The sequence below is a fragment of the Streptomyces sp. NBC_01775 genome, assembly GCF_035917675.1.
Classification (GTDB): Bacteria; Actinomycetota; Actinomycetes; order Streptomycetales; family Streptomycetaceae; genus Streptomyces.
Map to the genome: position 1 here is coordinate 5864792 of NZ_CP109104.1, position 22253 is coordinate 5887044.

Consider the following 22253-nt stretch of genomic DNA (forward strand, 5'->3'; position numbering starts at 1 on the left):
GCCACCGCGACCGGCGGCCTCCAGCGCTGAGCTCGGGGTTCCGACCCGGGCCCGGGCCCAGGGAGGCGACCCCCACCGCTCCCGCGTCCGCGGCTGCCGTCACTCACCCGAGGGAGGGGGGCGTCGTGACCGCGGAGACCTCTCAGACGCTCGATCGTGGACTGCGAGTCCTCAAATTACTGGCCGACACCGATCACGGGCTGACCGTCACAGAGCTGTCCAACAAACTCGGCGTGAACCGCACTGTGGTCTACCGGCTGCTGGCCACCTTGGAGCAGCACTCGCTCGTGCGCCGCGACCTGGGCGGCCGGGCGCGGGTGGGGCTCGGGGTGCTGCGCCTGGGACGGCAGGTCCACCCGCTGGTGCGGGAGGCCGCGCTGCCCGCACTGCGCGCGCTGGCCGAGGACGTGGGGGCCACGGCGCACCTCACGCTCGTGGACGGCACCGAGGCGCTGGCCGTCGCGGTGGTCGAGCCGAGCTGGACCGACTACCACGTCGCCTACCGCACGGGCTTCCGGCATCCGCTGGACCGGGGCGCGGCGGGCCGGGCGATACTCGCCGGCCGCGGGGCGGGCCGGGGGCGGGAGCCGGGCCAGGAGAGCGGCCCCGAGGAGGAGAGCGGGCCCGGGTTCGTGCTCACCCACGGCGAGCTGGAGGCCGGAGCCAGCGGTGCGGCGGCACCCGTGCTGGGGGTGGGCGGAATCGAGGGCAGCGTCGGCGTGGTGATGCTGTCGGAGTCGGTGCCCGAACGCGTCGGCCACCGCGTGATGCGCGCGGCGAACGAGGTCGCCGAGGCGCTGCGCTGACCTGAGCGGCGGGACGGACGGGACGTACGGCTCGTACGGGGCGGCGGATCTCTTGGCGGGCAGGGGATTCGTCCGCCCGACGGGCCAGTGGATAGATTGCCGGGGTGTCCGACTCCTCTCGCCCCCGCCTGTCCGCGCGCCGCCGCACGCTCGCGCTCTGCGCGCTGCCCGTGGTGCTGCTGTTCGCGCTGACGCTGTTCGCACCGCTGCCGTACTCCCTGGCGCAGCCGGGCGAGACGGCCGACGTGCTGGGGGCCACGGGGGGCAAGCCGGTGATCTCGGTCAAGGGCGCGAAGCCGCGCGGCAAGGACGACGGCAAGCTGCTGTCGGTGACGATCGCGGCGACCAAGCCGGAGGCGACGGTGCGGGTTGGCGATGTGGCGCGGGCCTGGTTCCGCGAGGACCGCGCCGTGATGCCCCGGGAGGCCGTCTACCCCGGCGGGGGCGACACCCGTCAGGCGGAGAAGCACATCGCCAAGGAGATGAAGGACTCCCAGGACACGGCGGTCACCGTCGCGCTGCGCCAGCTGCACAGGTCGCCGAAGGATGTGGACGTCTCCCTGCGCCTGGGCGATGTGGGCGGGCCCAGCGCCGGGCTCTTCTTCGCGCTCGGCATCATCGACAAGCTCGACGGCGACGGCACCGGCAAGGGCGGGCTCACCGGCGGGCACACCATCGCCGGCACCGGCACCATCGACGCCAAGGGCAAGGTCGGCGCGGTGGGCGGCGTGCCCCTCAAGACCCAGGCGGCGCGGCGCGACGGGGCCCGGATTTTCCTGGTGCCCAAGTCCCAGTGCGCCGAGGCGAGCACGGAGCGGCCCGCGGGGCTGCGGCTGGTGCCCGTCAGCACGCTCAAGGGCACGCTGGACGTGCTGAAGCGGGTCCGCACCGGCGGCGAACTCCCCAGCTGCTGACGCCTCTACGGTGTGTCCGGCAGATCCTTGTGTTGCCCTCTTTCCTGGTGCTGAGCAGGGGTTGCCCCTGGCTGTGCTGTGCGGAGTGCGGTGCCGTTCGGGCTGGGCGCGCAGTTCCCCGCGCCCCTTCCCCGCGCCCCTTCCCCGCGCCCCTTCGGGGCGCCCGGTGGCTGCCGCGCGTGAAGGCCCCGCTCAGGACGCCTTGAGGAAGCCCTTCTCGACCATCCAGTCCTTGGCGACCTGGTGCGGATCCTGGCCCTCGACGTCGACCTTGGCGTTCAGCTCCCGCGCGACCTTGTTGTTCAGGGCCCTGGTGACCGGCGCCAGCACCTGGGCGATCCTCGGGTACTTCTTCATCGTGGCGGCGTTCATCTCGGGCGCCGCGTTGTAGTTGGGGAAGAAGTTCCGGTCGTCGCGCAGGACGTTCAGGCGCATGGCCTTGATGCGGCCGTCGGTGGTGAAGACCTCGCCGAACGCGCAGGGGGAGCCCTGGGACGCCTGGGTGTAGACGACGCCGCCGCTCATCTTGCTGACGTTGCCGGAGGGGATGTCCATGCCGTACTTCTTCTTCATGCCGGTCAGCCCGTCGTCGCGGGAGGCGAACTCGTTCTCCACGCACACGGTGGCCGCCGGCCGCTGCTTCTTGGAGAGCGCGGCGACGTCGGAGAGGGTGCGGACGCGGTACTTCTTCTGGAGCCGGTCGTTGACGGCCAGCGCGTAGGTGTTGTTGAGCCGGGAGGGTGCCAGCCAGGTGATCCCGTTGGCACGGTCCGCCTTCCGTACGGCCAGCCACTGCTTGTGGGGGTCGACCACCGGGGTCGTGTTGCCGAGGTAGGTGATCCAGCCGGTGCCGGTGTACTCGTACATCCCGTCCGCTGTGCCGCTGCGTACGGCCTCGCGGGCGCCGATGGAGCCCTGGATGCTGGTGCGGTCCACGACCTGGGCGCCCGCCGCCTTGAAGGCCAGGCCCATGATCTGGCCGAGGATGATCTGCTCGGTGAACTCCTTCGACGTCACGGTCAGCTTGGCGCCCTTGAGGGGTTGGCCCCTGCCGATGCTGCCGGGCTGGACGGCGTCGGTCATCGGGCTGCCGCTGACCAGCCCGCACCCGGCGGCCGGCGCCAGCAGCGCCACGCACAGGGCGGCCCGTCTCGTGGTGGCCCGTCTCGTGGTGGCCCGCCTCCCGGCGGTACGCGGGCGCCTCATGCCGGGCCCTCCAGTCCAAGGGGCCGCAGCAGCAGTTCGGCCAGCGAGGCGAGCCAGTCGACGAGCAGGGCGAGCGCGACGGTGAGGATCGAGCCGAGGTAGAGCACCGGCATGCGCTGGTTGGTGATGCCGTCCGAGATCAGGTCGCCCAGGCCGCCGCCCCCGCCGAAGGTGGCCAGCGTCGCCGTGCCGACGTTCAGCACGAGCGCGTTGCGCACCCCGGCGAGGATCAGCGGTACGGCCAGCGGCAGCTCGACCTTGCGCAGCACCCCGACCGGCGACATCCCGACGCCCTTGGCGGCCTCCACCAGCGCCGGGTCGATGGCGCGCAGCCCGGCGATCGTGTTGGCGAGCACCGGCAGCACCGCGTAGATGACGATGCCGACGATCGCCGCGTGCGGACCCACGCCCAGCCAGATGACCAGCAGGATCAGCAGGCCCAGGGCGGGGACGGCCTGGCCGAGGTTGGCGAAGATCATCGCGATGGGCGCCGCCTTGCGCAGCCGCTTGCGGGTCAGCACGATGCCGAGCGGGATCGCGATGATCAGCACGAAGAACGTGGAGATCACGGTGAGTTCGATGTGCTGCCGCAGCCGCAGCTCCACGTTGGCGCGGGTCAGGGAGTTGCGGGCGATCGAGTCCAGCTCCGCGCCCCGGAACCACAGCCAGGTCCCCAGCAGCCCCAGCGCGAGCACGAGGGGCAGCACCAGCAGCTTGGGCCAGGTCAGCCGCGAGAAGCGGCCCTCGGCCGGGGCCGGGGGAGGGGTGCGGTGATCCTCGGGGTTCGGGTCCTCGACGCCGTCCGCCTCGTGTTCGAGCGCCTGGAGCAGCGGGGGCTCGCTCTGCACGTCGGGTGCCCTGGGCCTCTCCCCGCTCATGGCCTGGCCCCCTCGTCCTCGTCGTCCGCCCTTTCCCTGTCCTCGTCCCTGTCCGCGTCCGCGTCATCGGGACCGGGACCGGAACCGGGGCCGGAATCCGTGCCGGAGTGGGCGCCCGCGCCGGTCCGTCCGTGGCCGCCGAACTGCTGCTGGGTCTCCTCCAGCCGGTGCTGCTGGTCGATGGCCTCCATGCGGTCCTCGTCCAGGAGTTCGTGCACGGAGTTCATCAGCGTCTCCATGTCCACCACCCCGGTGTACTCGCCGCGCTTGCCGGTGACCGGGACGCGGCCCGCGTTGTCGGTGAGCACCGCCTCCAGCGCGTCGCGCAGCGTCGCGTCGCGGGTCACGGTGTCGTTGACGAGGGCGCCGGCGCGGGCCAGCGAGCCCTTGGCGCGCATCAGGTCGCCACGCCGCAGCCATTTGTAGGGGCGCCGGTGCCGGTCCAGGACCAGCACCTCCTTGGTGGTACCGGAGCTGAGCAGGTCGAAGATGTTGCTCAGCGGGTCGGCGACGGTCACGGTCGGGAAGTCGACGATGGCCACGTCCCGCACCCGGGTCAGATTGAGCCGCTTGAGCGCGGCGCCCGCGCCGACGAAGCCGGAGACGAAGTCGTCGGCGGGGTTGGTGAGGATGGCCTCGGGGGTGTCGAACTGCGCGATGTGCGAGCGCTCGCGCAGCACCGCGATCCGGTCGCCGATCTTGATGGCCTCGTCGAAGTCGTGGGTGACGAAGACGATGGTCTTGCGCAGCTCGCGCTGGAGGCGGATCAGCTCGTCCTGGAGGTGGTCGCGGGTGATGGGGTCGACGGCGCCGAACGGCTCGTCCATCAGCAGCACCGGCGGGTCGGCGGCCAGGGCGCGCGCCACCCCGACCCGCTGCTGCTGCCCGCCGGAGAGCTGGCGCGGGTATCGGCCGTGGAACTCGGCGGCCTCCAGGCCCACCAGGTCGAGCATCTCCTCCACCCGGCCTCGCACCCGCGTCTTGGACCAGCCGAGCATCCTGGGCACCAGCGCGATGTTCTGCGCGACGGTCATGTGCGGGAAGAGGCCGGACGCCTGGATGGCATAGCCGATCTTGCGGCGCAACTTGACCGCGTCCATCCCGGTGACGTCCTCCTCGCCGATGCGGATACGGCCGGACGTGGGCTCGATCAGCCGGTTGATCATCTTGAGGAGGGTGGTCTTGCCGCCGCCGGAGGGGCCGACGAGGATCACCGTCTCCCCGGCCTCGATCTCCATGCTCACGTTGTCGACGGCGGGCGCGGCGGCGCCCGGGTAGCGCTTGGTGAGCCCTTCGAGCTGGATGGGGGCGCCGGAGGCCTCAGACACGGATCCCCCTCGGAATGGTCAGCCGGCCGATGAGCACGTAGGCGGCGTCGAACAGCAGGGCGAGGACGACGATGCCGAGGGTGCCGGCGAGGACCTGGTTGAGCGCGTTGGCGCTGCCCAGCGAGGCGACGCCGCGGAAGATGAGGTTGCCGAGCCCCGGGCCCGAGGCGAACGCGGCGATGGCGGCGATGCCCATCAGCATCTGGGTGGCCACCCGGATGCCGGTGAGGATCGGCGGCCAGGCGAGCGGGAGTTCGACCTTGAGCAGCTGCATCGGCCGCGACATCCCGATGCCGCGCGCCGCGTCCACCAGTGAGGGGTCCACCCCGCGCAGCCCCACGATGGCGTTGCGCACGATCGGCAGCAGCCCGTAGAGGGTGAGCGCGATGACGGTGGGTGCCACCCCCAGGCCCACGATGGGGATGAGCAGGCCGATCATGGCGAGCGAGGGCACGGTGAGGAGGGTGGCCGTCGCGGTCGTCGCCAGGTTGCCCGCCCACTCGGAGCGGTAGGTGAACACGCCCAGCAGTACCCCGATGACGGTGGCGGCGACCATGCACTGGAAGACCGCGCTGGCGTGCTGGAACGAGTCGGCCAGCAATTGTGCGCGCCGGTCACTGAGGTATTCCCAGAAGCTCACTCGGCGTCTCCTCCTGTTCCCTCGGTGTGCTGTTGTGATGCCCTCCGCCCGCTCGTGGCCGGGCCCTCCGCCCGTCAGTGACCGGTTCGTTCCGTCCGTTCCGTCTGTGCCGTGTCGCTGTCCTGTGCCGCCTGCCGCACGAGCGGCACGATCCGCAGCGGCACCGGGTTCTCCATGACGATGGCCGTGGAGGCCCGGACGATCCCATCAAAGCCGACAACCCGGTCGATCACCCGCTGAAGATCGGCGTTCGAGCGTGCGACGAGCCGACACAGCATGTCACCCATTCCAGTTGTTGTGTGCAACTCAAGAACTTCCGGCACGGACGCCAAGTGCTCCCGCACATCGGCCCCCTGACCCTGCTTGATCTCCAGCGTCGCGAACGCCGTGACGGGATAGCCGAGCGCCGCCGGGTCGACCTCGGGGCCGAACCCGCGGATTACTCCGCCCGACGTAAGCCGGTCCAGCCGCGCCTGTGCGGTGCCTCGCGCGACTCCGAGGCGGCGCGAGGCTTCGAGTACTCCGATTCGGGGCTCCTCGGCGAGCAGTTCCAGCAGACGCCCGTCCAGGCGGTCGATGCCCATGGCTTGCCTCTCAGTGGTGATGGGGGGTGGGGGGTGCGGGTTCGGGGGCGCGGGGGCGCGGAGGTGCGGGGGTGCGGGGGTTCGGGGGCGGAGCCCCTGGGGGTGAGCAGGTTGTGCATATCGCTTGGCTGATTGCGGGGTTCGCTGGACAGAATGCCCACTGGAAACGCGAACTATTGCGCACCTTGCTGTTCGGCGGGAGCCTGCGGCTATGACAGAGACAAGCCATGTGGCAACCCCGCAGACCGCCCGGCAGGCCGATCCCTTCCCGGTCAAGGGGATGGACGCGGTCGTCTTCGCCGTAGGCAACGCCAAACAGGCGGCGCACTACTACTCCACGGCCTTCGGCATGAAGCTCGTCGCCTACTCCGGACCCGAGAACGGCAGCCGGGAGACGGCCAGTTACGTTCTCGAATCGGGCGGCGCCCGCTTCGTGTTCACCTCCGTCATCCGCCCCGCCACCGACCGGGGCCGCTTCCTCGCCGACCACGTCGCCGCGCACGGCGACGGCGTCATCGACCTGGCCATCGAGGTCCCCGACGCGCGGGCCGCCTACCACTACGCCGTCGAACACGGCGCCCATGGCCTGGAGGAGCCGTACGAGGAGAAGGACGAGCACGGCACCGTGGTGCGCGCCGCCATCGCCACCTACGGCGAGACCCGGCACACCCTCGTCGAGCGCACCGGCTACTCGGGCCCGTACCTGCCCGGCTTCGTCGCCGCGGCGCCGATGGTCGAGCCCGGCAAGCGCTTCTTCCAGGCGATCGACCACTGCGTCGGCAACGTCGAACTCGGCAAGATGGACGAGTGGGTCGCCTTCTACAACAAGGTCCTCGGCTTCACCAACATGAAGGAGTTCGTGGGCGACGACATCGCGACCGAGTACTCGGCCCTGATGTCCAAGGTCGTCGCCGACGGCACCCGCAAGGTCAAGTTCCCGATCAACGAGCCGGCCGTCGCGAAGAAGAAGTCCCAGATCGACGAGTATCTGGAGTTCTACGGCGGGGCCGGTGTCCAGCACATCGCGCTGGCCACCGGCGACATCGTCGCCACGGTGCGCGCCATGCGCGCGGCGGGGGTGCGGTTCCTGGACACCCCCGACTCCTACTACGAGACCCTCGGGGAGTGGGCCGGGGAGACCCGGGTGCCGGTGGAGACCCTGCGCGAGCTGAAGATTCTCGTCGACCGGGACGAGGACGGGTATCTGCTTCAGATTTTCACCAAGCCGGTTCAGGACCGGCCGACGGTCTTCTTCGAGCTGATCGAGCGGCACGGGTCCATGGGGTTTGGTAAGGGGAATTTCAAGGCGTTGTTTGAAGCGATTGAGCGGGAGCAGGAGTTGCGCGGCAATCTGTAGGGGCTCGCCCCCTGGGTCCTCGCCGTTGTTGGGGGCTTCGCCCCCAAGCCCCTTTGAGGGCTTCGCCCTCTAACCGATGGCCTCGCCGGCCGGGCGTCGGGGCGGCTCCTCCCCCAGACTCCGACCGGGGGGGACCCCCCACCCAACTGCCCCCCGCTACGGGGGCTCCGCCCCCTAGGAGCCCCCCGCCGCGAACTCCAGAGCCCCGTATGAAAGTGCTCCGCGGCGGGGTTGAGGCCTCCAGGCCAGCCGGTGGTTTCCCTGCGGGAGCGTTGGGGTTCCCTGCGGGAAATGGGCCTGCCAGGCTTGGGGGATGAGCGAGCTGATCGAACGGCTGAGGTCAGGGCTGCCGGGCGATGGCGTCCTGACAGATCCCGATGTCCTGGGTACCTACGCGCACGACATGGCCAGCTTCTGTCCCGCCGGGGCGCCGGTCGCCGTCGTTCTTCCGCGCACCGTCGAACAGGTCCAGCACACCCTGCGTACGGCCAATGAGCTGCGCGTTCCGGTCGTACCACAGGGGGCCCGTACCGGGCTCTCGGGTGCTGCCAACGCCAGCGACGGCTGTGTGCTGCTCTCGCTCGTGAGAATGGACCGGATTCTGGAGATCAACCCGGTCGACCGGATCGCGGTCGTCGAGCCCGGCGTCGTCAACGCGACGCTCTCCCGCGCTGTGAACGAGCACGGTCTCTTCTATCCGCCGGACCCCTCCAGTTGGGAGGAGTGCACCATCGGCGGCAACATCGGTACCGCCTCCGGCGGGCTGTGCTGTGTGAAATACGGTGTCACCGCCGAGTACGTCCTCGGTCTCGACGTCGTCCTCGCGGACGGGCGGCTGCTGTCCACCGGCCGTCGCACCGCCAAGGGCGTCGCCGGATACGACCTCACCCGGCTCATCGTCGGCTCCGAGGGCAGTCTGGGCGTCGTCGTGCGCGCCACCCTCGCCCTCAAGGCCGAGCCGCCGCGGCAGCTCGCACTCGCCGCCGAGTTCCCCTCGGCCGCCGCCGCGTGCGACGCCGTCTGCCGGATCATGGAAGCGGGCCACACCCCCTCGCTGCTGGAGCTGATGGACCGCACGACGCTCCGCGCCGTCAACGAGATGACCAAGATGGGCCTGCCCGAGACCACCGAGGCCCTGTTGCTCGCCGCCTTCGACACCCCCGACCCGGCGCCGCAGCTGCGGGCCGTCGGGGAGCTGTGCGCGGCGGCGGGGGCGGTGGAGGTGGTGCCCGCCGAGGACTACGCCGAGTCCGAACTGCTCCTCCAGGCGCGCCGCGCCGCGCTCGTCGCCCTGGAGGCGGTCAAGGGCACGACGATGATCGACGACGTGTGCGTCCCGCGCAGCAGGCTCGCCGCGATGCTGGAGGGCACCGCCCGGATCGCCGCCGAACACGGCCTGACCATCGGCGTCTGCGCCCACGCGGGTGACGGCAACACGCATCCGACGGTGTGCTTCGACGCGTCGGACGAGGAGGAGTCGCGCCGAGCGAGGGTCTCCTTCGACGAGATCATGGCCCTCGGCCTCAGCCTGGGCGGCACCATCACGGGGGAGCACGGTGTGGGCGTCCTGAAGAAGGGGTGGCTCGCCGAGGAGCTGGGCCCGGTCGGTCTGGAACTCCAGCGGGGCATCAAGAGCGTCTTCGACCCCAACGGCATCCTCAACCCGGGCAAGCTGTTCTAGACCGGGCCTGGCTCTCGAGCCACCTGTCAGCAGCAGCGTGTCCGCGTACTCGTACCGACGGAGCCGCACCCCGATTCAGCGCGCGGCAGCCGCACCAGAGCCGGTCTCCAAGGGCGTCAGCAAGCGGTGCGGTGTCAGCAAGGCGCGGGTCACGGGGTCCTGCCGGCCAGGATCATCCGCGCCGGGGCCGGGGTGGATCTCGACGTCCTCGGGCGGCACAGAGGCGAGTCCGCACGCCTCACACCCGCCCCCCGTCCCCAGCCGGGCCCCACACCCGACGTGCACGTAGAAGCGCCGTACGGGCAAGTCTCCGGACGCGTGCTCCTGGCCCCACGCGAGCAGCGCGAACAGCGCGGGCCACAGCTGGCGGCCCTTGTCCGTGAGGACGTACTCGTCGCGCGGCGGTGACACCTCGTAGCGCCGCTTGTCCAGCAGCCCTGACTCGGTCAGGGCGCGCAGCCGCGTGGAGAGGACGGCGCGCGGGAGGTCGAGATGGGCGAGGAAGTCGCTGTAGCGCCGTACTCCGTAGAACGCGTCGCGGATCACCAGCATCGTCCAGCGCTCGCCGACCAGCTCCAGGGTCCTGGCGAGCGAGCAGTCCTGCATCGCGTAGCCCTTTTTCAGCGCCATGCGGCCGAGCCTACCAAACAGGTTCATTCAATGAACTGAGAGTGCTAGCGTTCCTCTTCCCTGCTGGTTCATTCAACGAACTGAGGAGTTCCGCAGTGCTGCCCACCGGAAGGTCAGCGGGCGCCGTCCTGGTGGCCACGAGCCTGGCCACCTTCGTCGCGCTCATGAACTACACCGCGCCCATGTTCGCCATCCCGGGCATGACCGCCGACTTCGGCACCTCCCTCGCCGGGCAGCCCTGGCTGCTGAACGGGACCCCGCTCGGCCTCGCCGCGCTGCTGCTCGTCGCCGGGAGCTTCGCCGACGACTACGGCCGCAAGCGCGTCTTCGTCGCCGGTATGGGCGCGCTCACCGTCACGATGGCCCTGGGCGCGCTCGCCACCAGCACCCTCACCTTCACCCTCGCCCGCGTCGCCCAGGGCGCCGCGAGCGCGGCCGTCATCGCCAGCAGCCTCGGGCTGCTCGCCCACGCCTACCCGCCGGGCCCGGCCCGGGTACGCGCCACCGGCGTGTGGGGCGCGACGCTCAGCGGCGGCATCGCCGTGGGCGGCCCTCTCTCCGCGAGCCTCGGTACCCTCGACTGGCGGCTGTGCTATGTCCCGCTGGCCGCCGCGATGCTCGTCCTCACCGTCGTAGCGGCCCGTACGCTCCCCGAGTCCCGCAGCCCGCGCGAGGGCAGGCCGGACCTGGCAGGTGCGCTGCTGCTCGGCCTGGCGCTGACCGCGCTGCTCGCCGCGCTCACCCTCGGCAGGAACGGCTGGCTGCGGCCACAGGTCTACGGTCTGGCCGCCGTCGCGCTGGCGCTCGTCGCGGCGTTCGCCGTCGTGGAGCGCAAGGTCGGCGCGCCGCTGCTCGACCTCGGCCTCTTCCGCCGTCCCGCGTTCCTCGCCGCCACCAGCGGCGCGCTGTTCACCGGGCTCGGCGTCATCGGAATGTTCAGCTATCTGCCGGCGCTGCTCCAGCAGTCGCTCGGGATGAGCGGGCCGGCCACCGCCTGGCTCTTCCTGTTCTGGTCCGGCACCGGCCTGCTGTCCGCGCTCCAGGCCAGGCGGCTGGGTGGGCGGATGTCCGCCCGGCACCAACTCGCGCTGGGCTTCGTCCTGTCGGCCCTCGGCGCGCTGGCGATGCTGGGCGCGCTGGCCGCCGGCTCCTGGGAGCGCACCGTCCCCGGATTCCTCCTCGGGGGTATCGGCAGCGGCATGCTCAACGCCGCGCTGCCCCGGCTCGCCGTCGAGAGCGTCCCGGCGGACCGTGCCGCCATGGGCTCGGGCGCCAACAACACGGCGCGCTACATCGGCTCGTCCATGGGTCTCGCGCTCACCGTCGTCCTCGCCACGGCCCCGCACGGCGGCACTCCGGCGCACTCCATAGCCCTGGGCACCGACACCGCGCTGTACGCCGCCGCGGGGCTGATGCTCGCGGGCGCGCTGGCGGCGCTGCTCTTCCGCGAGCGGCGGGCACCCGCGCGGGCGGAGGTCCCGGCGGAGCGGGGCGCCGACGCCGGCGTCAGGGAACGTCCGGTGGTGGGCGGTCGTCCGTGTGCACCCGCTGACGCGGGAAGCTCGCCAACTCCAGCAGCCTGACCAGCTCCCGTTGTAACTCGGGTGTGTAGAGCGCCCGTTCCTCCGGCGTCATCTCCAGCTCGACATGCTCGTTCCGCCGGGTGAACGCGGTGTTCACCCCGCCGAGCACCCGTAAGAGCAGGTCGTAGGAGGGGCGGTCGAGCTGATGGGACAGCTCCCGCAGCCGCAGGCCGACCCGCACTCGCACCTCGTGTTCGCGCACCTCCCGTTCGCGCCGCTCTCGCCCGCGCTGTTTCCCCTCGCGCTGCGCCCTGCGCTCGCTGTCGAGGCTCTCGCTGTGTGAATCTTCCGGTGGCATGGGCGCGATGATGGCGGTTTTCCATTTCCTGTCGGTTGTATCCCGTCATTTCTTCAGCAGGATGAGTGCGGCGGCCCCGAGCGGGCGACATCTTCACGAGGCACACTCACCGCCTTCATCGCTCGCCCATGGTTCGGCTGATCCCGGCCGGGGGCGGGGGTCGTCGCCCGGGATCGGGCGCAGCAGTTCGCCGAGCCCCTCGTCGATCCCGAGCGCCTCCGCCTCGGTGCCCGGCGGCACCACCCGCAGCGTCCGCTCCAGCCAGGCGGAGAGCGCCGGCGCGGGCGACTCCAGCAGCGCGTCCCCCTCGGGCGAGCTGAGCGCCATGCAGATGACCTCACGCGAGTCGACCTTCGTCGGCCACACTCGCACATCGCCGTGCCCGCACGGCCTGAACACCCCCTCCACCAGCAGCTCGCGTGCGAACGTCCAGTGCACGGGGCACTCGGAGCCGAGGTGGAAGGTGACATGGACGGCGTACGGGTCGTCCGAGCGGAACCGCACCCGCGCGGGCACGGGAACGCTGCGCTCCGGCGAGAGGATGAGCCTCATCTCCATCTCACGTTCGACGGCGGTGTGCATACGGCGCCCCTTTCTTGCTCTCCGTGTGACCGCCGAGCGGCGGCGCATACAGGAACAGAGAGCGTGGGACGCGGTTCGTTACACGGGTTCGCGGGGATTTCCCCGGAAGTTCCCCAACGTGGTCCCGGGGCCGGATTCGGCCGGAACGAGAGCCCGCGCGGGTCGCCCGATGGCGGACTTCCCCGCAGTCTGCTTCCTCCCCGCCGGGTCTTCTTCGTTACTGTCCTCTTGGACAGGCGGAGGTACTCGCCGCGCCGCAAGCGGGGCTCCGCGGAGCCCGCGACGCTGCGGACTGATCAAGTGTGTCGCACATGATGGGAGTTGGGGGCAGTGGGACCCTCCGGTGCTAATGGTGAGGTACCCCGTTCAGGGTATTACCCGGATCCGTCCATTCCCGGGTATATCCGCTACTGGAACGGTTCGTCATGGGTGCCCGGCACCAGTCGCCCCGAGCCGCGCGAGGGCGAACCCATGCCCGCGCCTCCGCCCGTGGCCTCCTCCCCGTCGTCCCCGTCCACTCCCGCCAAGTCGGGCGGCCCCGCCACCCCGCCGCGCCGCGACACCTCCGACGAGACGGGGCCCGTCTTCCTGGACGAGGAGGACGGGGGCGACGGGCGGTCCGGCGGAGAGGCCGCTCAGGGCGGGGACGAGGAGAGCGGGCAGCGGCCCGCCGGAGCGAACGACGGCGCCGGCGCGCTCCCCGAACTGCCCTCGCGCACCTCGGAGCCGGCGTCCGCGCCCACCTGGCAGGCGGACCCCGCCCGTCAGGCCGGCTTCGGCCCGCCGGCGTCCGGCGACCCCCGCGGCGACTGGGGCAACGACACCCCCGCCGACCCGCCCTCCGCCCAGGGCGGACGTGAACACACGGTCGGCCTGCGCCGCTCCGAGGTCCTGCGCGACCTGGGACCGGCGGGCCCGGTCCCGGCCCAGGGCTCGCCCACGTCCCCGTCTCCCGGTGGCCAGGCGCAGCCCGGTCAGCGGGTGCCGGGGCAGGGCCGGCATGGTGCGGGTGCGGGGCCCGAGCAGGGTTCGGGTCAGCGGGTGCCGGGTCAGGGCCAGCCGGGTCAGGGCCAGCTGGGGTCGGGCAGCGGTCCGGCTCAGGGCTCGCCCGCGTCGGCCTCTCCGGTGCAGGGCCCGGCGCAGGGCACCGGGCAGGCGCCGCCCGGCCAGTTGGCGCCCGGCCATGGCCAGGCCGGGGCGAGCGGAGGCCCCCCGCAGGGCTCGCCCCTGCCGGCTGCGGGGCCCGGTCACGGCGCGCCCGCGCTGTCGCCCGCGCAAGCCTCACCCGCGCAGGCCCCGTCGTCACCGCCGTCATCACCTCCGTCATCACTCCCGGCGGCAGCACCCGGGCCCGCCCCTGACGGCGGTCTCCAGAGTGCGCAACCCTCGTGGTCGCAGCAGGGGGTCGTCGGGGCGGGGCAGCAGCCGCCCGCGGCGGGGCTGCCGGCGCAGGCGCATTCCGGGGGGCCGGACGCCGTCGTCCCCTGGCGGCCTCCGGCGAACGACCCGTTCGCACAGATGGCCGTCCAGCAGGCCCGCCCCGCGGGCCTGGGCAAGCGGTTCGGCGCGCGGCTCGTGGATCTCGTGCTGACGCTCGCGGTGGGTGGGGGCGTCGCGTTCCCGTTCGTGAGCAAGGTGACCGACCACATCGACGCCAAGGTCGACGCCGTCGAACAGGCGGGGGAGACCAAGAAGGTGTGGCTGCTGGACGGCACCACGGGCGGCTACCTCGCGCTGGTCGTCGGCGCGCTGCTGGTGTTCGGGATCCTCTACGAGGTGCTGCCGACAGCGCGTTGGGGCCGCACGCTCGGCAAGAAGCTGTTCGGGCTGTCCGTGGCCGACATCGAGAGCCACGACAAGCCTGGCTTCGGCAAGGCGTTCCTGCGCTGGCTCGTCTACGGGGTGCTGGGCGTCCTGGTGATCGGTGTGGTCAATCTCGCGTGGTGCCTGTTCGACCGGCCGTGGCGCCAGTGCTGGCACGACAAGGTGGCGGGCACCTTCGTCGCCAAGAGGGGCGCGGGCGGCAGCGGGCTGTAAGGCACTGGCAGCAGCGGGCTGTATGGCGCTGAGCGAAGGCATCCCGCACAGGGCACTCGGCAACGGGTGACCCGCGAGGCCCCTCGCAAAGGCCACTTCGCGAAGGGCACTCCGCGCTTCCCTCGAACGGGCCACCCCGGATGCGGCGCACCCGCCGGGGCGGTCCACTCGGGCCATGAGTACGGAGCAGCCGGAGAACGATCCGTTCCGGAAGCCGGAGCCGGGCCAGGGGCAGGGCAGCGGTCAAGACCCGGGCCGGAGCCAAGACCCGGGCCGGAGCCAGAGCCAGGGACAAGGCGGCGGCCCCGGCCAGGCGCCGGGGTCCCCGAGTGACCCGGGCGCGCCGTACGGCAGCCCGCTGCCCCCGCCACCGCCCCCCGAGAGCGGCGGCGCCCCGGGCTACGGAAGTCCGTACGACAACCCCTACGGCGGCACGGCCGGTGCCGCCGACCCGCTGGCGGGGATGCCGCCGTTGGCCTCGCGCGGCAAGCGCCTGCTGGCGCGGATCGTCGACGCGCTGATCGTGGGCATCCCGCTGGGTGTGGTGATCGGCCTGGCGGAGTGGGGGGCGTCGGGCGACAACGGATGGTCGTACTGGCCGCAGGCGGTCTACATCCTGGTGTATCTGGTCTACGAGGGCCTGATGCTGACGACTTCGGGCCAGACGCTCGGCAAGAAGCTGATGCGGATCCGGGTCGCCGTGCTGAAGGACGGCGCCATCCCGGCGGGCTCACCCGGCTGGTTCAGGGCGGCGGTCTACTCGCTGCCCATGCTGGTGCCCTGTCTGGGCTTTCTGTTCTGGCTGGTGAACGTGCTCTTCTGCACCTGGGACCAGCCGTATCACCAGTGCTTGCACGACAAGGCCGCACGGACGGTGGTGGTCGCGGCGGACTGACCTGGCCGGGGCCGGGCCGCCGCCGCGTGCTTCGGGATATGGACCCAGCCCCGGAGGGCCGGGCTCGCGGCCGGGTACGGGGCGCTCAGCGGCGGGCTCCCACGCCCGCGGGGGTGGCGGGTGCGGAGGCGGGGTGCTGGGCCGTGAGGGTGCTGTGGTGAACTGCCGTAAGGGCCGGTTCCGCGCTCTCAACAACCTTGCGACGCTTGTGAGTTGTCCGCGCCGACGGCGCGGTGAGGGCCACAAGCAGGCCAAGTGCGAGCGCCGCGAGCGCGATCACTACGATCCCGGGCCCCGAACGGGTCTGGGAGAGCAGCAGCATGGCGAGCGACGAGCAAATGACGGTGGCCGATCCGTAAGCGATTTGTGCGGGGTTCGGACGCGGCATGGCGGATCCGTCCTCGGGGGTGTGGTCAAGATCTGGACGTCGAACGGGTCGTTACGCACTACTCGTTGCCTCGGTACAAACGGGGCGCCATCGAACGACTCTACGGTCCGGGATGCCCGGGCGGAAAGCGTGGCAAGCGTGAGCTGACCCACGCCTCCGTTGCACAGGGGGCGCACTGGCGCACACCGCACCGGCCGTCCCAACTGGCGGACTCAGACCGGCTCTTGGGCGGTGCTCGGTGCTCCGGTCCGTGAGCGCCGCGCGCGGGGGGCGTACCGATGTTCGCATCCGCTATCTGACGGGGAGTTGGGATCCGGGGTCCGCGGGCGGGGGCGGGGAGGGGGTCAAGCGCCAGCGGTCCGCCCAATGGCGACAGAAAAAAATAGTCTTCAGTTCAACGACCGCCAGGGAAAGCACGTGAAAAGGGAATAAAACGGACGCTTTGGCCGGGTGAGTACGGACGGTGAATCCGGCAAGAAGATCCACGAGAAGCCCCCTGAGCATGCATGATTGAGGGGTGTGCAACCCAGGAATGAATTTATTTGCATCGTTGCAGGTCAAAACATGATCCCCCGTTACCCCCCTGGCGATCGGAGCGGGATCGAGTTTGAATGCCAGGTGTGGGGTCGTCTCGGATGACCCCGCTGACCAACCCGAAACGAGTCTCACGGGGGAGATGGTGATCATGTCTGGAGGCGGATTCGTCAGGCTGCCGGACGGCAGCGTGATCGTCGCGCTGACCTTGCCCGTACCGCGCCAGCACGGTGCGGCGCACGGTGCTGTGCCGCGGGCCCGGGGCGCGGGCGGAGCACATCGCTCCGCTTCCACCGGCGCGCCGGGCGCCACCGGGCTGCTGCCGCCTGCCCGCCGCTGGTCGGCGGTGGCCGATGAACCACATACGGTGCGCGAGGCCGTCCCACGCAGACCCGGCGATGAGCAGTGCGTCCGGGTCCTGGTGCACGCCGGGAACCGGGCCCGCGCTCTGACCAGACTGCGCAACCTCGGCCTGCGCGCCATCTATCTCAGGGGGAACGCCGAGCCGCCCTCGGCGGACGAGGTCACGGCGGTGCTCCACCACCCCGAGGGCCTGGTGTGGCGTGCCGTTCCCGACGACGACAGGGAGTCGTGGCGGCCTATCGCGGCGCTGCTGCGCGTCAGCCCCGCCTAGATCCGGGACCGCCCGGTCGCCCTGGCGCCCGGGGCGTAGGAAGCACCGCATCCGCTCGGCACGGCGGCCTGGCCGCCGTGCCGAGCGCGTGCTACGCCCCCGGCACGACGGGCTTGCCCGTCAGCTCGACCCCCGCGTCCCGCAGCTCGTCCAGTGCCCGCAGGACGGTGCCCTCGGACACCCCCGCGGTCAGGTCGAGCAGGACCTGGGTGCGGAAGCCCTCGCGGGCCGCGTCCAGCGCCGTCTCGCGTACGCAGTGGTCGGTGGCGAGGCCGACCACGTCCACCTCGGCCACCTCGCGCGCCCGCAGCCAGTCGCCGAGCGAGACGCCGTTCTCGTCCGCGCCCTCGAAGCCGCTGTAGGCCGCGGAGTAGGCCCCCTTGTCGAAGACCGCCTCGATCGAGCCGGAGGCGACTGCCGGGGCGAAGTTCGGGTGGAAGCCGACACCCTCCGTGCCCGCCACGCAGTGCGGCGGCCAGGAGTGCTCGTAATCCGGCTGCTCGGAGAAGTGGTCACCGGGGGAGATGTGCGCGTCACGTGTCGCGACGACATGGCGGTATCCGGCCGACGCGTCGCCGACCAGGTCGGTGATGGCCGCCGCCACGTCGGCGCCGCCCGCGACCGCGAGGCTGCCGCCCTCGCAGAAGTCGTTCTGGACATCAACGACGATCAGTGCCCGGTGCATGGTGCACACCCTTCGGCTGGATAGGTCGGCTGGGTCGGCGGGCTGGGGGCGCTTGCCGGGGCTGTCGGCCGCACGGTCGCGAACCGCCGCCCCTCACTTCCGAGACTAGACACTCTCTGCCGGTTGCGGCAGTGCGTCCGGCCCGCCGTTCCCCCGCATCCCGCGCCCCTCCCCGCTGGGGCGCGGCTCACACGTGCTCCACCGGCAAAACCGGCTCTCCGCGCGAGAGCTGCATCGCCGACATGGGCAGCTGCGCCATCGTCGCCAGATGCCGCTCCCGGGCCGTCTCCAGCGGCTCCCGGGCCACGACCCTGCCTCCCTTGACCAGCTCCACCTGGAGCTGGTGGTCGGCCAGCTCGGGCGGTACCTGCCCGGTGCCCACCACCTCGGACTCGGCCACCCCGGCGGAATCCAGCGGCCGGGCCGCCCACTTGGCGCCGCCGACCGAGGACTTGCCGCCCATCGACCGCTTCGCCACCGGCCGCAGCGGCGCTCCCGGCTCGTCGGAGTCGGCCCGCGCCACCAGCTTGTAGACCATCGAGCAGGTCGGGTGCCCGCTGCCGGTGACCAGCTGGGTGCCCACGCCGTACGCGTCCACGGGCGCGGCGGCGAGCGACGCGATGGCGTACTCGTCCAGATCGCTGGTCACCACGATGCGGGTCTTGTCCGCGCCCAGGTCGTCCAGCTGCTGGCGGACCCGGTGCGCGAGCAGCAGCAGGTCGCCCGAGTCGACCCGTACGGCCCCCAGCTCCGGGCCCGCGACCTCCACGGCGGTGCGGACCGCCTCGGCCACGTCGTAGGTGTCCACCAGGAGAGTCGTGCCGCTGCCCAGCGAGTCGACCTGTGCGGTGAAGGCGTCCCGCTCGGTGTCGTGCAGCAGGGTGAAGGCGTGTGCGCTGGTGCCGACGGTGGGGATGCCGTAGCGGAAGCCGGCGGCCAGGTCCGAGGTGGAGTTGAAGCCGCCCACATAGGCGGCGCGCGAGGCGGCGACGGCGGCCAGCTCATGGGTGCGGCGCGCGCCCATCTCGATGAGCGGGCGCCCGGCGGCGGCCACGGCCATGCGCGAGGCCGCGGCGGCCACGGCCGAGTCGTGGTTGAGGATGGAGAGGATCACCGTCTCCAGCAGGACGCACTCCGCGAAGGTGCCCTCGACGCGCACCAGCGGCGAGCCGGGGAAATACACCTCGCCCTCCGGATAGCCGAGGATGTCGCCCCGGAAGCGGTATCCGGCCAGCCACTCCAGGGTCGGCCCGTCGACCACGCGCTGCTCGCTCAAGAACGTGAGCATCCGGTCGTCGAAGCGGAAGTTCTCCACCGCGTCCAGCACCCGGCCGGTGCCCGCGACCACGCCGTAGCGGCGGCCCTCGGGGAGCCTGCGGGTGAAGACCTCGAAGGCCGAGCGCCGCTCGGCCGTCCCCGAGCGCAGCGCTGCCTGGAGCATCGTCAGCTCGTACTGGTCGGTGAACAGCGCCGTCGACGGCACCGCCACCGGCAGTCCCGTTTCCGGCTGCCGGGGATCTTCTGGGGGCAGTGCCCCGGGGGAATCCAGCACTGGTGGCTCACCTCATGGTGTTCGGGTCGGTCGCTGTGAGCGTACCCCGCATCTCGTCATCTTGACGATATGCGCCCTCCCCGGCAACCTCACGCCGGCCGCCGTGACCGCTCCGGCCGTCCGTATTTCGGCGTCCGGGCCCGCAGGGTGGCAGCATGGGGACTGTGAGTGTCGCCCCAACCGAGATCGAGCGCCCCGAATCCAGCGAGGAGCCCGTCGAGCTTCCCGAGCCCGACGTCCCCTGGGTCACCGTCGTACACAACGACCCGGTCAATCTCATGAGCTATGTGACCTATGTGTTCCAGGCGTACTTCGGCTATTCGAAGGAGAAGGCGAAGAAGCTGATGCTCGACGTGCATCACAAGGGCCGCGCCATCGTCTCCAGCGGGAGCCGCGAGGAGATGGAGCGCGACGTGCAGGCCATGCACGGCTACGGCCTGTGGGCCACGCTTACGCAGGAGCGCTGATGGCGGGGCACTTCGAGCCGACGTCCGACGGCGGAGCGGCCATCGCGCTGGACGAGGTGGAGATCTCCATCCTGCGCAGCCTCGCCGCGCAGCTCGTGGAGCTGATCGGGCCGGGCAGCGAGCCCGCCCCCGGCCCTGGCGCCGAGGAGAGCCCCGAGAGCGCCCCTGGCGGTCTCGACGAGGAGCTGGCGGGCATCGAGGGCGTCTCCTGGCCCCCGTTCGGCGAGGGCCCCACGGAGCCCCCCGCCGACCCCGCGCTGGCGCGGCTCTTCCCCGACGCCTACGGGCCCGGTCCCGACGAGAAGCCCGACGGCAGCATGTCGGCCGACGACGAGGGCGCCGCGCACGCCGAGGAGGCCCGGTCCGCCGCCGCCGAGTTCCGCCGCTACACCGAGAACGACCTGCGCGCCCGCAAGCGCGAGGACGGTCTCGCCATGGTCCGGGCCCTGGACGGGCTCGCGCCGGGGGAGCGGGGCGCCGTGCTCACCCTGGCGCCGGACGACTCCCGGCAGTGGCTGGGGGCGATCAACGACCTTCGGCTGGCCATCGGCACCCGCCTGGAGGTGACGGACGACAGCGACAGTGAGCTGTACCGCCTTCCGGACTCGGACCCCCGCAAGCCCATGGTCATGGCCTATCTGTGGCTCGGCGGGCTCCAGGAGACGCTCATCGAGACGCTGATGGCCTGACCTCGCGAGGGGTGGAGCAGGGTTGCTTTTCCGCCACCTCACCGTCCGTTAAACGGAAGGCAAAGATCGCTTAACGAACGGATCACGGCGCCGGTTTCTACGGGAATCATGTCCGCTCCTGTCCCTTCTGGGTGTGGCGTGCGCCATAAAGGAGGGGTGGACCTCCGTGGTAAACCTTCACGATCCGCTTCCCGGCACCACCCCTGCCCGGACGCGGAGCGACGCCGGCGGACCGCCGGTACGCACAACTCCATCCGGGGGAACGGGACCTGATCCGGGCAGGCCGGATCGGTATGGAGAAAGGCGCACCACATGACCTCCGAGCAGGTCGCGGACGGCGGGGGGAACCCCCCATCCGCAAGCACGGACGGAAGCAGCGGCGGGGCCGGGCCTTCCGACGAGGGCTACCAGCGAGGGCTGGGGAGCCGCCAGGTCCAGATGATCGCCATCGGCGGTGCCATCGGGGTAGGCCTGTTCATGGGAGCCGGGGCGAACATCGCCAAGGCCGGCCCCAGCATCATCCTGATGTACGCCCTGGCGGGCGTCGTCATCTTCTTCATCATGCGGGCGCTCGGCGAGCTGCTGATGTACCGCCCGGTCTCCGGCAGCTTCGCGGAGTACGCCCGGGAGTTCCTGGGGCCGTTCTTCGGCTTCGTGACGGGCTGGACCTACTGGCTGCTGTGGATCGTCACCGGCATGGCCGAGCTGACCGCGGCGGCGATCTACATCCATTTCTGGTTCCCGGACATCCCGCAGTGGGTCAGCGCGCTGGTCTTCCTGGTGGTGCTGTTCGGTGTGAACCTGATCTCGGTGAAGGTCTTCGGCGAGGTCGAGTTCTGGTTCTCGATGATCAAGGTCACCGCGATCATCGGCATGATCGTGATCGGTCTCGGCGTGCTCACCCTGGGCTTCTCGCAGGCCGGTGACACCGCGGCCGTCAGCAACCTGTGGGCCCATGAGGGCTTCTTCCCCACCGGCATCGGCTCCAGCCTGATGACGCTCCAGGGCGTGATGTTCGCCTACATCGCGGTGGAGCTCGTCGGTATCACCGCGGGCGAGAGCCAGGACCCGGAGAAGACGCTGCCCAAGGCGATCAACACGCTGCCGTGGCGCATCATCATCTTCTACGTCGGCTCGCTCGTCGTGATCCTGTCCGTGGTCAAGTGGACCGAGTTCGCCGAGGGCGTCAGCCCCTTCGTGGAGGCGTTCGGCAAGATCGGCATTCCGCTCGGCGCCGGCATCGTCAACTTCGTCGTGCTGACCGCCGCGCTCTCCTCCTGCAACTCCGGGATGTACTCCACGGGCCGTATGCTGCGCGACCTGGCGGAGAACAAGGAGGCCCCCGGCTACTTCGAGCGCCTGAACTCACGGCAGTCCCCGGCCGTGGGCATCGCCGTCTCGGTGGCGCTCATGGGTATCGGCGTGGTGCTCAACTACGTGGTGCCGGAGAAGGCGTTCGCCTATGTGACCTCGGTGGCCACCGCGTGCGGCATCTGGACCTGGATGATGATCCTCATCAGCCACCTGAAGTACCGGCGCGCCGTCGTCGCGGGGCGGCTGCCGAAGTCCTCGTTCCCCGCGCCGGGCGGCAGCGTCTTCTCCTGGGTCGCGCTGCTCTTCCTGACCATGGTCCTGGTGATCGTGGCGATCGACGAGACGGCGCGGATCTCGCTGTACGTCGGCGCCGGCTGGGCCGTGGTGCTGGGCGCGTACTGGGTGCTGCACGCCCGCAACAGCGCGCACGCGCACCGCTCCTCGCTGCCCTCCATCGGGGCGCCGGCGACCGTGGGCGCCGGCAAGCTCGAGGCTGAGGCCGTCACCGGCCAGGACTGAGGCGCCGCCGCCGGCCAGGACTGAGGACCCGGCCGGGCACCGGCTCAAGGGC

Annotated in this window: 22 protein-coding genes; 11 read left to right on the plus strand and 11 right to left on the minus strand. The window is 71.3% G+C overall.

The window, feature by feature from the left end:
• The first annotated feature begins 125 nt into the window (after nt 1-125).
• Both OHB04_RS26105 and OHB04_RS26110 read left to right on the plus strand, forming a co-directional pair.
• Nucleotides 126-806: an IclR family transcriptional regulator gene (locus tag OHB04_RS26105; protein WP_326690082.1), complete on the plus strand. Its 681-nt coding sequence runs from the start codon at nt 126-128 to the stop codon at nt 804-806.
• Nucleotides 807-910: 104 nt separating this feature from the next.
• Entirely contained in the window at nt 911-1720 is an 810-nt protein-coding gene (locus OHB04_RS26110) for a S16 family serine protease (RefSeq protein WP_326808434.1), read from the plus strand.
• A gap of 192 nt (nt 1721-1912) precedes the next feature.
• Here OHB04_RS26110 and OHB04_RS26115 read toward each other — a convergent pair whose 3' ends face one another.
• The 5 genes from OHB04_RS26115 to OHB04_RS26135 form a co-directional block, all read right to left on the minus strand.
• Nucleotides 1913-2926, minus strand: coding sequence for a glycine betaine ABC transporter substrate-binding protein (locus OHB04_RS26115; RefSeq protein WP_442814948.1), 1014 nt, complete (start codon nt 2924-2926; stop codon nt 1913-1915).
• On the minus strand, nt 2923-3804 hold the full coding sequence (locus OHB04_RS26120; protein WP_326690084.1) for an ABC transporter permease: 882 nt from the start codon (nt 3802-3804) through the stop codon (nt 2923-2925). The genes OHB04_RS26115 and OHB04_RS26120 overlap by 4 nt, the downstream gene beginning before the upstream one ends.
• Entirely contained in the window at nt 3801-5132 is a 1332-nt protein-coding gene (locus OHB04_RS26125) for a betaine/proline/choline family ABC transporter ATP-binding protein (RefSeq protein ID WP_326808435.1), read from the minus strand. The genes OHB04_RS26120 and OHB04_RS26125 overlap by 4 nt, the downstream gene beginning before the upstream one ends.
• Nucleotides 5125-5772, minus strand: a complete 648-nt coding sequence (locus OHB04_RS26130; RefSeq protein WP_326690086.1) for an ABC transporter permease — start codon at nt 5770-5772, stop codon at nt 5125-5127. Before OHB04_RS26130 ends, OHB04_RS26125 begins: the two co-directional genes overlap by 8 nt.
• 74 nt (nt 5773-5846) lie before the next feature.
• On the minus strand, nt 5847-6356 hold the full coding sequence (locus tag OHB04_RS26135) for an Lrp/AsnC family transcriptional regulator (protein WP_326690087.1): 510 nt from the start codon (nt 6354-6356) through the stop codon (nt 5847-5849).
• A gap of 211 nt (nt 6357-6567) precedes the next feature.
• Between OHB04_RS26135 and hppD the strand changes: the two genes are divergently transcribed.
• On the plus strand, nt 6568-7713 hold the full coding sequence (gene hppD, locus OHB04_RS26140; protein ID WP_326690088.1) for a 4-hydroxyphenylpyruvate dioxygenase: 1146 nt from the start codon (nt 6568-6570) through the stop codon (nt 7711-7713).
• 313 nt (nt 7714-8026) lie between these two features.
• The gene (locus OHB04_RS26145) at nt 8027-9394 is read left to right on the plus strand and encodes an FAD-binding oxidoreductase (RefSeq protein WP_326808436.1); all 1368 of its coding nucleotides are present in this window, start codon (nt 8027-8029) and stop codon (nt 9392-9394) included.
• Between the two features lie 75 nt (nt 9395-9469).
• Here OHB04_RS26145 and OHB04_RS26150 read toward each other — a convergent pair whose 3' ends face one another.
• Nucleotides 9470-10024, minus strand: a complete 555-nt coding sequence (locus tag OHB04_RS26150) for a winged helix-turn-helix transcriptional regulator (protein WP_326690090.1) — start codon at nt 10022-10024, stop codon at nt 9470-9472.
• A 164-nt stretch (nt 10025-10188) separates the two neighbouring features.
• On the opposite strand from OHB04_RS26150, the gene OHB04_RS26155 reads away from it, so the two are divergent.
• Nucleotides 10189-11607: an MFS transporter gene (locus OHB04_RS26155; protein ID WP_405807368.1), complete on the plus strand. Its 1419-nt coding sequence runs from the start codon at nt 10189-10191 to the stop codon at nt 11605-11607.
• Here the strand turns inward: OHB04_RS26155 and OHB04_RS26160 are convergent.
• The gene (locus OHB04_RS26160; protein ID WP_326690092.1) at nt 11531-11905 is read right to left on the minus strand and encodes a hypothetical protein; all 375 of its coding nucleotides are present in this window, start codon (nt 11903-11905) and stop codon (nt 11531-11533) included. The genes OHB04_RS26155 and OHB04_RS26160 overlap by 77 nt on opposite strands.
• Before the next feature lie 93 nt (nt 11906-11998).
• The gene (locus OHB04_RS26165) at nt 11999-12487 is read right to left on the minus strand and encodes an SsgA family sporulation/cell division regulator (protein WP_326690093.1); all 489 of its coding nucleotides are present in this window, start codon (nt 12485-12487) and stop codon (nt 11999-12001) included.
• Between the two features lie 330 nt (nt 12488-12817).
• Here OHB04_RS26165 and OHB04_RS26170 point away from each other — a divergent pair, with 330 nt between their 5' ends.
• Complete coding sequence (locus tag OHB04_RS26170) at nt 12818-14524, plus strand: RDD family protein (RefSeq protein WP_326690094.1); 1707 nt, start codon at nt 12818-12820, stop codon at nt 14522-14524.
• Nucleotides 14525-14699: 175 nt separating this feature from the next.
• Nucleotides 14700-15419: an RDD family protein gene (locus OHB04_RS26175; RefSeq protein WP_326690095.1), complete on the plus strand. Its 720-nt coding sequence runs from the start codon at nt 14700-14702 to the stop codon at nt 15417-15419.
• Nucleotides 15420-15504: 85 nt separating this feature from the next.
• Here the strand turns inward: OHB04_RS26175 and OHB04_RS26180 are convergent, their stop codons facing one another.
• A complete protein-coding gene (locus OHB04_RS26180) occupies nt 15505-15807 on the minus strand; it encodes a hypothetical protein (RefSeq protein WP_326690096.1) in 303 nt (100 codons plus the stop codon).
• Between the two features lie 901 nt (nt 15808-16708).
• Here OHB04_RS26180 and OHB04_RS26185 point away from each other — a divergent pair.
• The gene (locus tag OHB04_RS26185; RefSeq protein ID WP_326692910.1) at nt 16709-16975 is read left to right on the plus strand and encodes a hypothetical protein; all 267 of its coding nucleotides are present in this window, start codon (nt 16709-16711) and stop codon (nt 16973-16975) included.
• 91 nt (nt 16976-17066) lie between these two features.
• On the opposite strand, the gene OHB04_RS26190 is transcribed toward OHB04_RS26185, so the two are convergent.
• Together OHB04_RS26190 and OHB04_RS26195 are read right to left on the minus strand one after the other, a co-directional pair.
• Nucleotides 17067-17660, minus strand: a complete 594-nt coding sequence (locus tag OHB04_RS26190; protein ID WP_326690097.1) for an isochorismatase family protein — start codon at nt 17658-17660, stop codon at nt 17067-17069.
• Between the two features lie 187 nt (nt 17661-17847).
• A complete protein-coding gene (locus tag OHB04_RS26195; RefSeq protein ID WP_405807366.1) occupies nt 17848-19209 on the minus strand; it encodes a nicotinate phosphoribosyltransferase in 1362 nt (453 codons plus the stop codon).
• Nucleotides 19210-19367: 158 nt separating this feature from the next.
• On the opposite strand from OHB04_RS26195, the gene clpS reads away from it, so the two are divergent.
• The 3 genes from clpS to OHB04_RS26210 all read left to right on the plus strand — a co-directional run bounded on the left by clpS (nt 19368) and on the right by OHB04_RS26210 (nt 22201).
• Nucleotides 19368-19679, plus strand: coding sequence for an ATP-dependent Clp protease adapter ClpS (gene clpS, locus OHB04_RS26200; protein WP_326690099.1), 312 nt, complete (start codon nt 19368-19370; stop codon nt 19677-19679).
• On the plus strand, nt 19679-20368 hold the full coding sequence (locus OHB04_RS26205; RefSeq protein WP_326690100.1) for a DUF2017 domain-containing protein: 690 nt from the start codon (nt 19679-19681) through the stop codon (nt 20366-20368). The genes clpS and OHB04_RS26205 overlap by 1 nt, the downstream gene beginning before the upstream one ends.
• 312 nt (nt 20369-20680) lie before the next feature.
• Entirely contained in the window at nt 20681-22201 is a 1521-nt protein-coding gene (locus OHB04_RS26210; protein WP_442814949.1) for an amino acid permease, read from the plus strand.
• Nucleotides 22202-22253 lie beyond the last annotated feature (52 nt).

Bases quoted from the DNA above. Each gene is read 5' to 3' on its own strand.
- clpS (WP_326690099.1), top strand. From the start codon at position 19,368: ATGGGGACTGTGAGTGTCGCCCCAACCGAGATCGAGCGCCCCGAATCC.
- OHB04_RS26155 (WP_405807368.1), top strand. From the start codon at position 10,189: ATGAACTACACCGCGCCCATGTTCGCCATCCCGGGCATGACCGCCGAC.
- OHB04_RS26180 (WP_326690096.1), bottom strand. From the start codon at position 15,807: ATGCCGCGTCCGAACCCCGCACAAATCGCTTACGGATCGGCCACCGTC.
- OHB04_RS26190 (WP_326690097.1), bottom strand. From the start codon at position 17,660: ATGCACCGGGCACTGATCGTCGTTGATGTCCAGAACGACTTCTGCGAG.
- OHB04_RS26150 (WP_326690090.1), bottom strand. From the start codon at position 10,024: ATGGCGCTGAAAAAGGGCTACGCGATGCAGGACTGCTCGCTCGCCAGG.
- hppD (WP_326690088.1), top strand. From the start codon at position 6,568: ATGACAGAGACAAGCCATGTGGCAACCCCGCAGACCGCCCGGCAGGCC.
- OHB04_RS26145 (WP_326808436.1), top strand. From the start codon at position 8,027: ATGAGCGAGCTGATCGAACGGCTGAGGTCAGGGCTGCCGGGCGATGGC.
- OHB04_RS26160 (WP_326690092.1), bottom strand. From the start codon at position 11,905: ATGCCACCGGAAGATTCACACAGCGAGAGCCTCGACAGCGAGCGCAGG.
- OHB04_RS26205 (WP_326690100.1), top strand. From the start codon at position 19,679: ATGGCGGGGCACTTCGAGCCGACGTCCGACGGCGGAGCGGCCATCGCG.
- OHB04_RS26135 (WP_326690087.1), bottom strand. From the start codon at position 6,356: ATGGGCATCGACCGCCTGGACGGGCGTCTGCTGGAACTGCTCGCCGAG.
- OHB04_RS26115 (WP_442814948.1), bottom strand. From the start codon at position 2,926: ATGAGGCGCCCGCGTACCGCCGGGAGGCGGGCCACCACGAGACGGGCC.
- OHB04_RS26120 (WP_326690084.1), bottom strand. From the start codon at position 3,804: ATGAGCGGGGAGAGGCCCAGGGCACCCGACGTGCAGAGCGAGCCCCCG.
- OHB04_RS26210 (WP_442814949.1), top strand. From the start codon at position 20,681: ATGACCTCCGAGCAGGTCGCGGACGGCGGGGGGAACCCCCCATCCGCA.
- OHB04_RS26165 (WP_326690093.1), bottom strand. From the start codon at position 12,487: ATGCACACCGCCGTCGAACGTGAGATGGAGATGAGGCTCATCCTCTCG.
- OHB04_RS26175 (WP_326690095.1), top strand. From the start codon at position 14,700: ATGAGTACGGAGCAGCCGGAGAACGATCCGTTCCGGAAGCCGGAGCCG.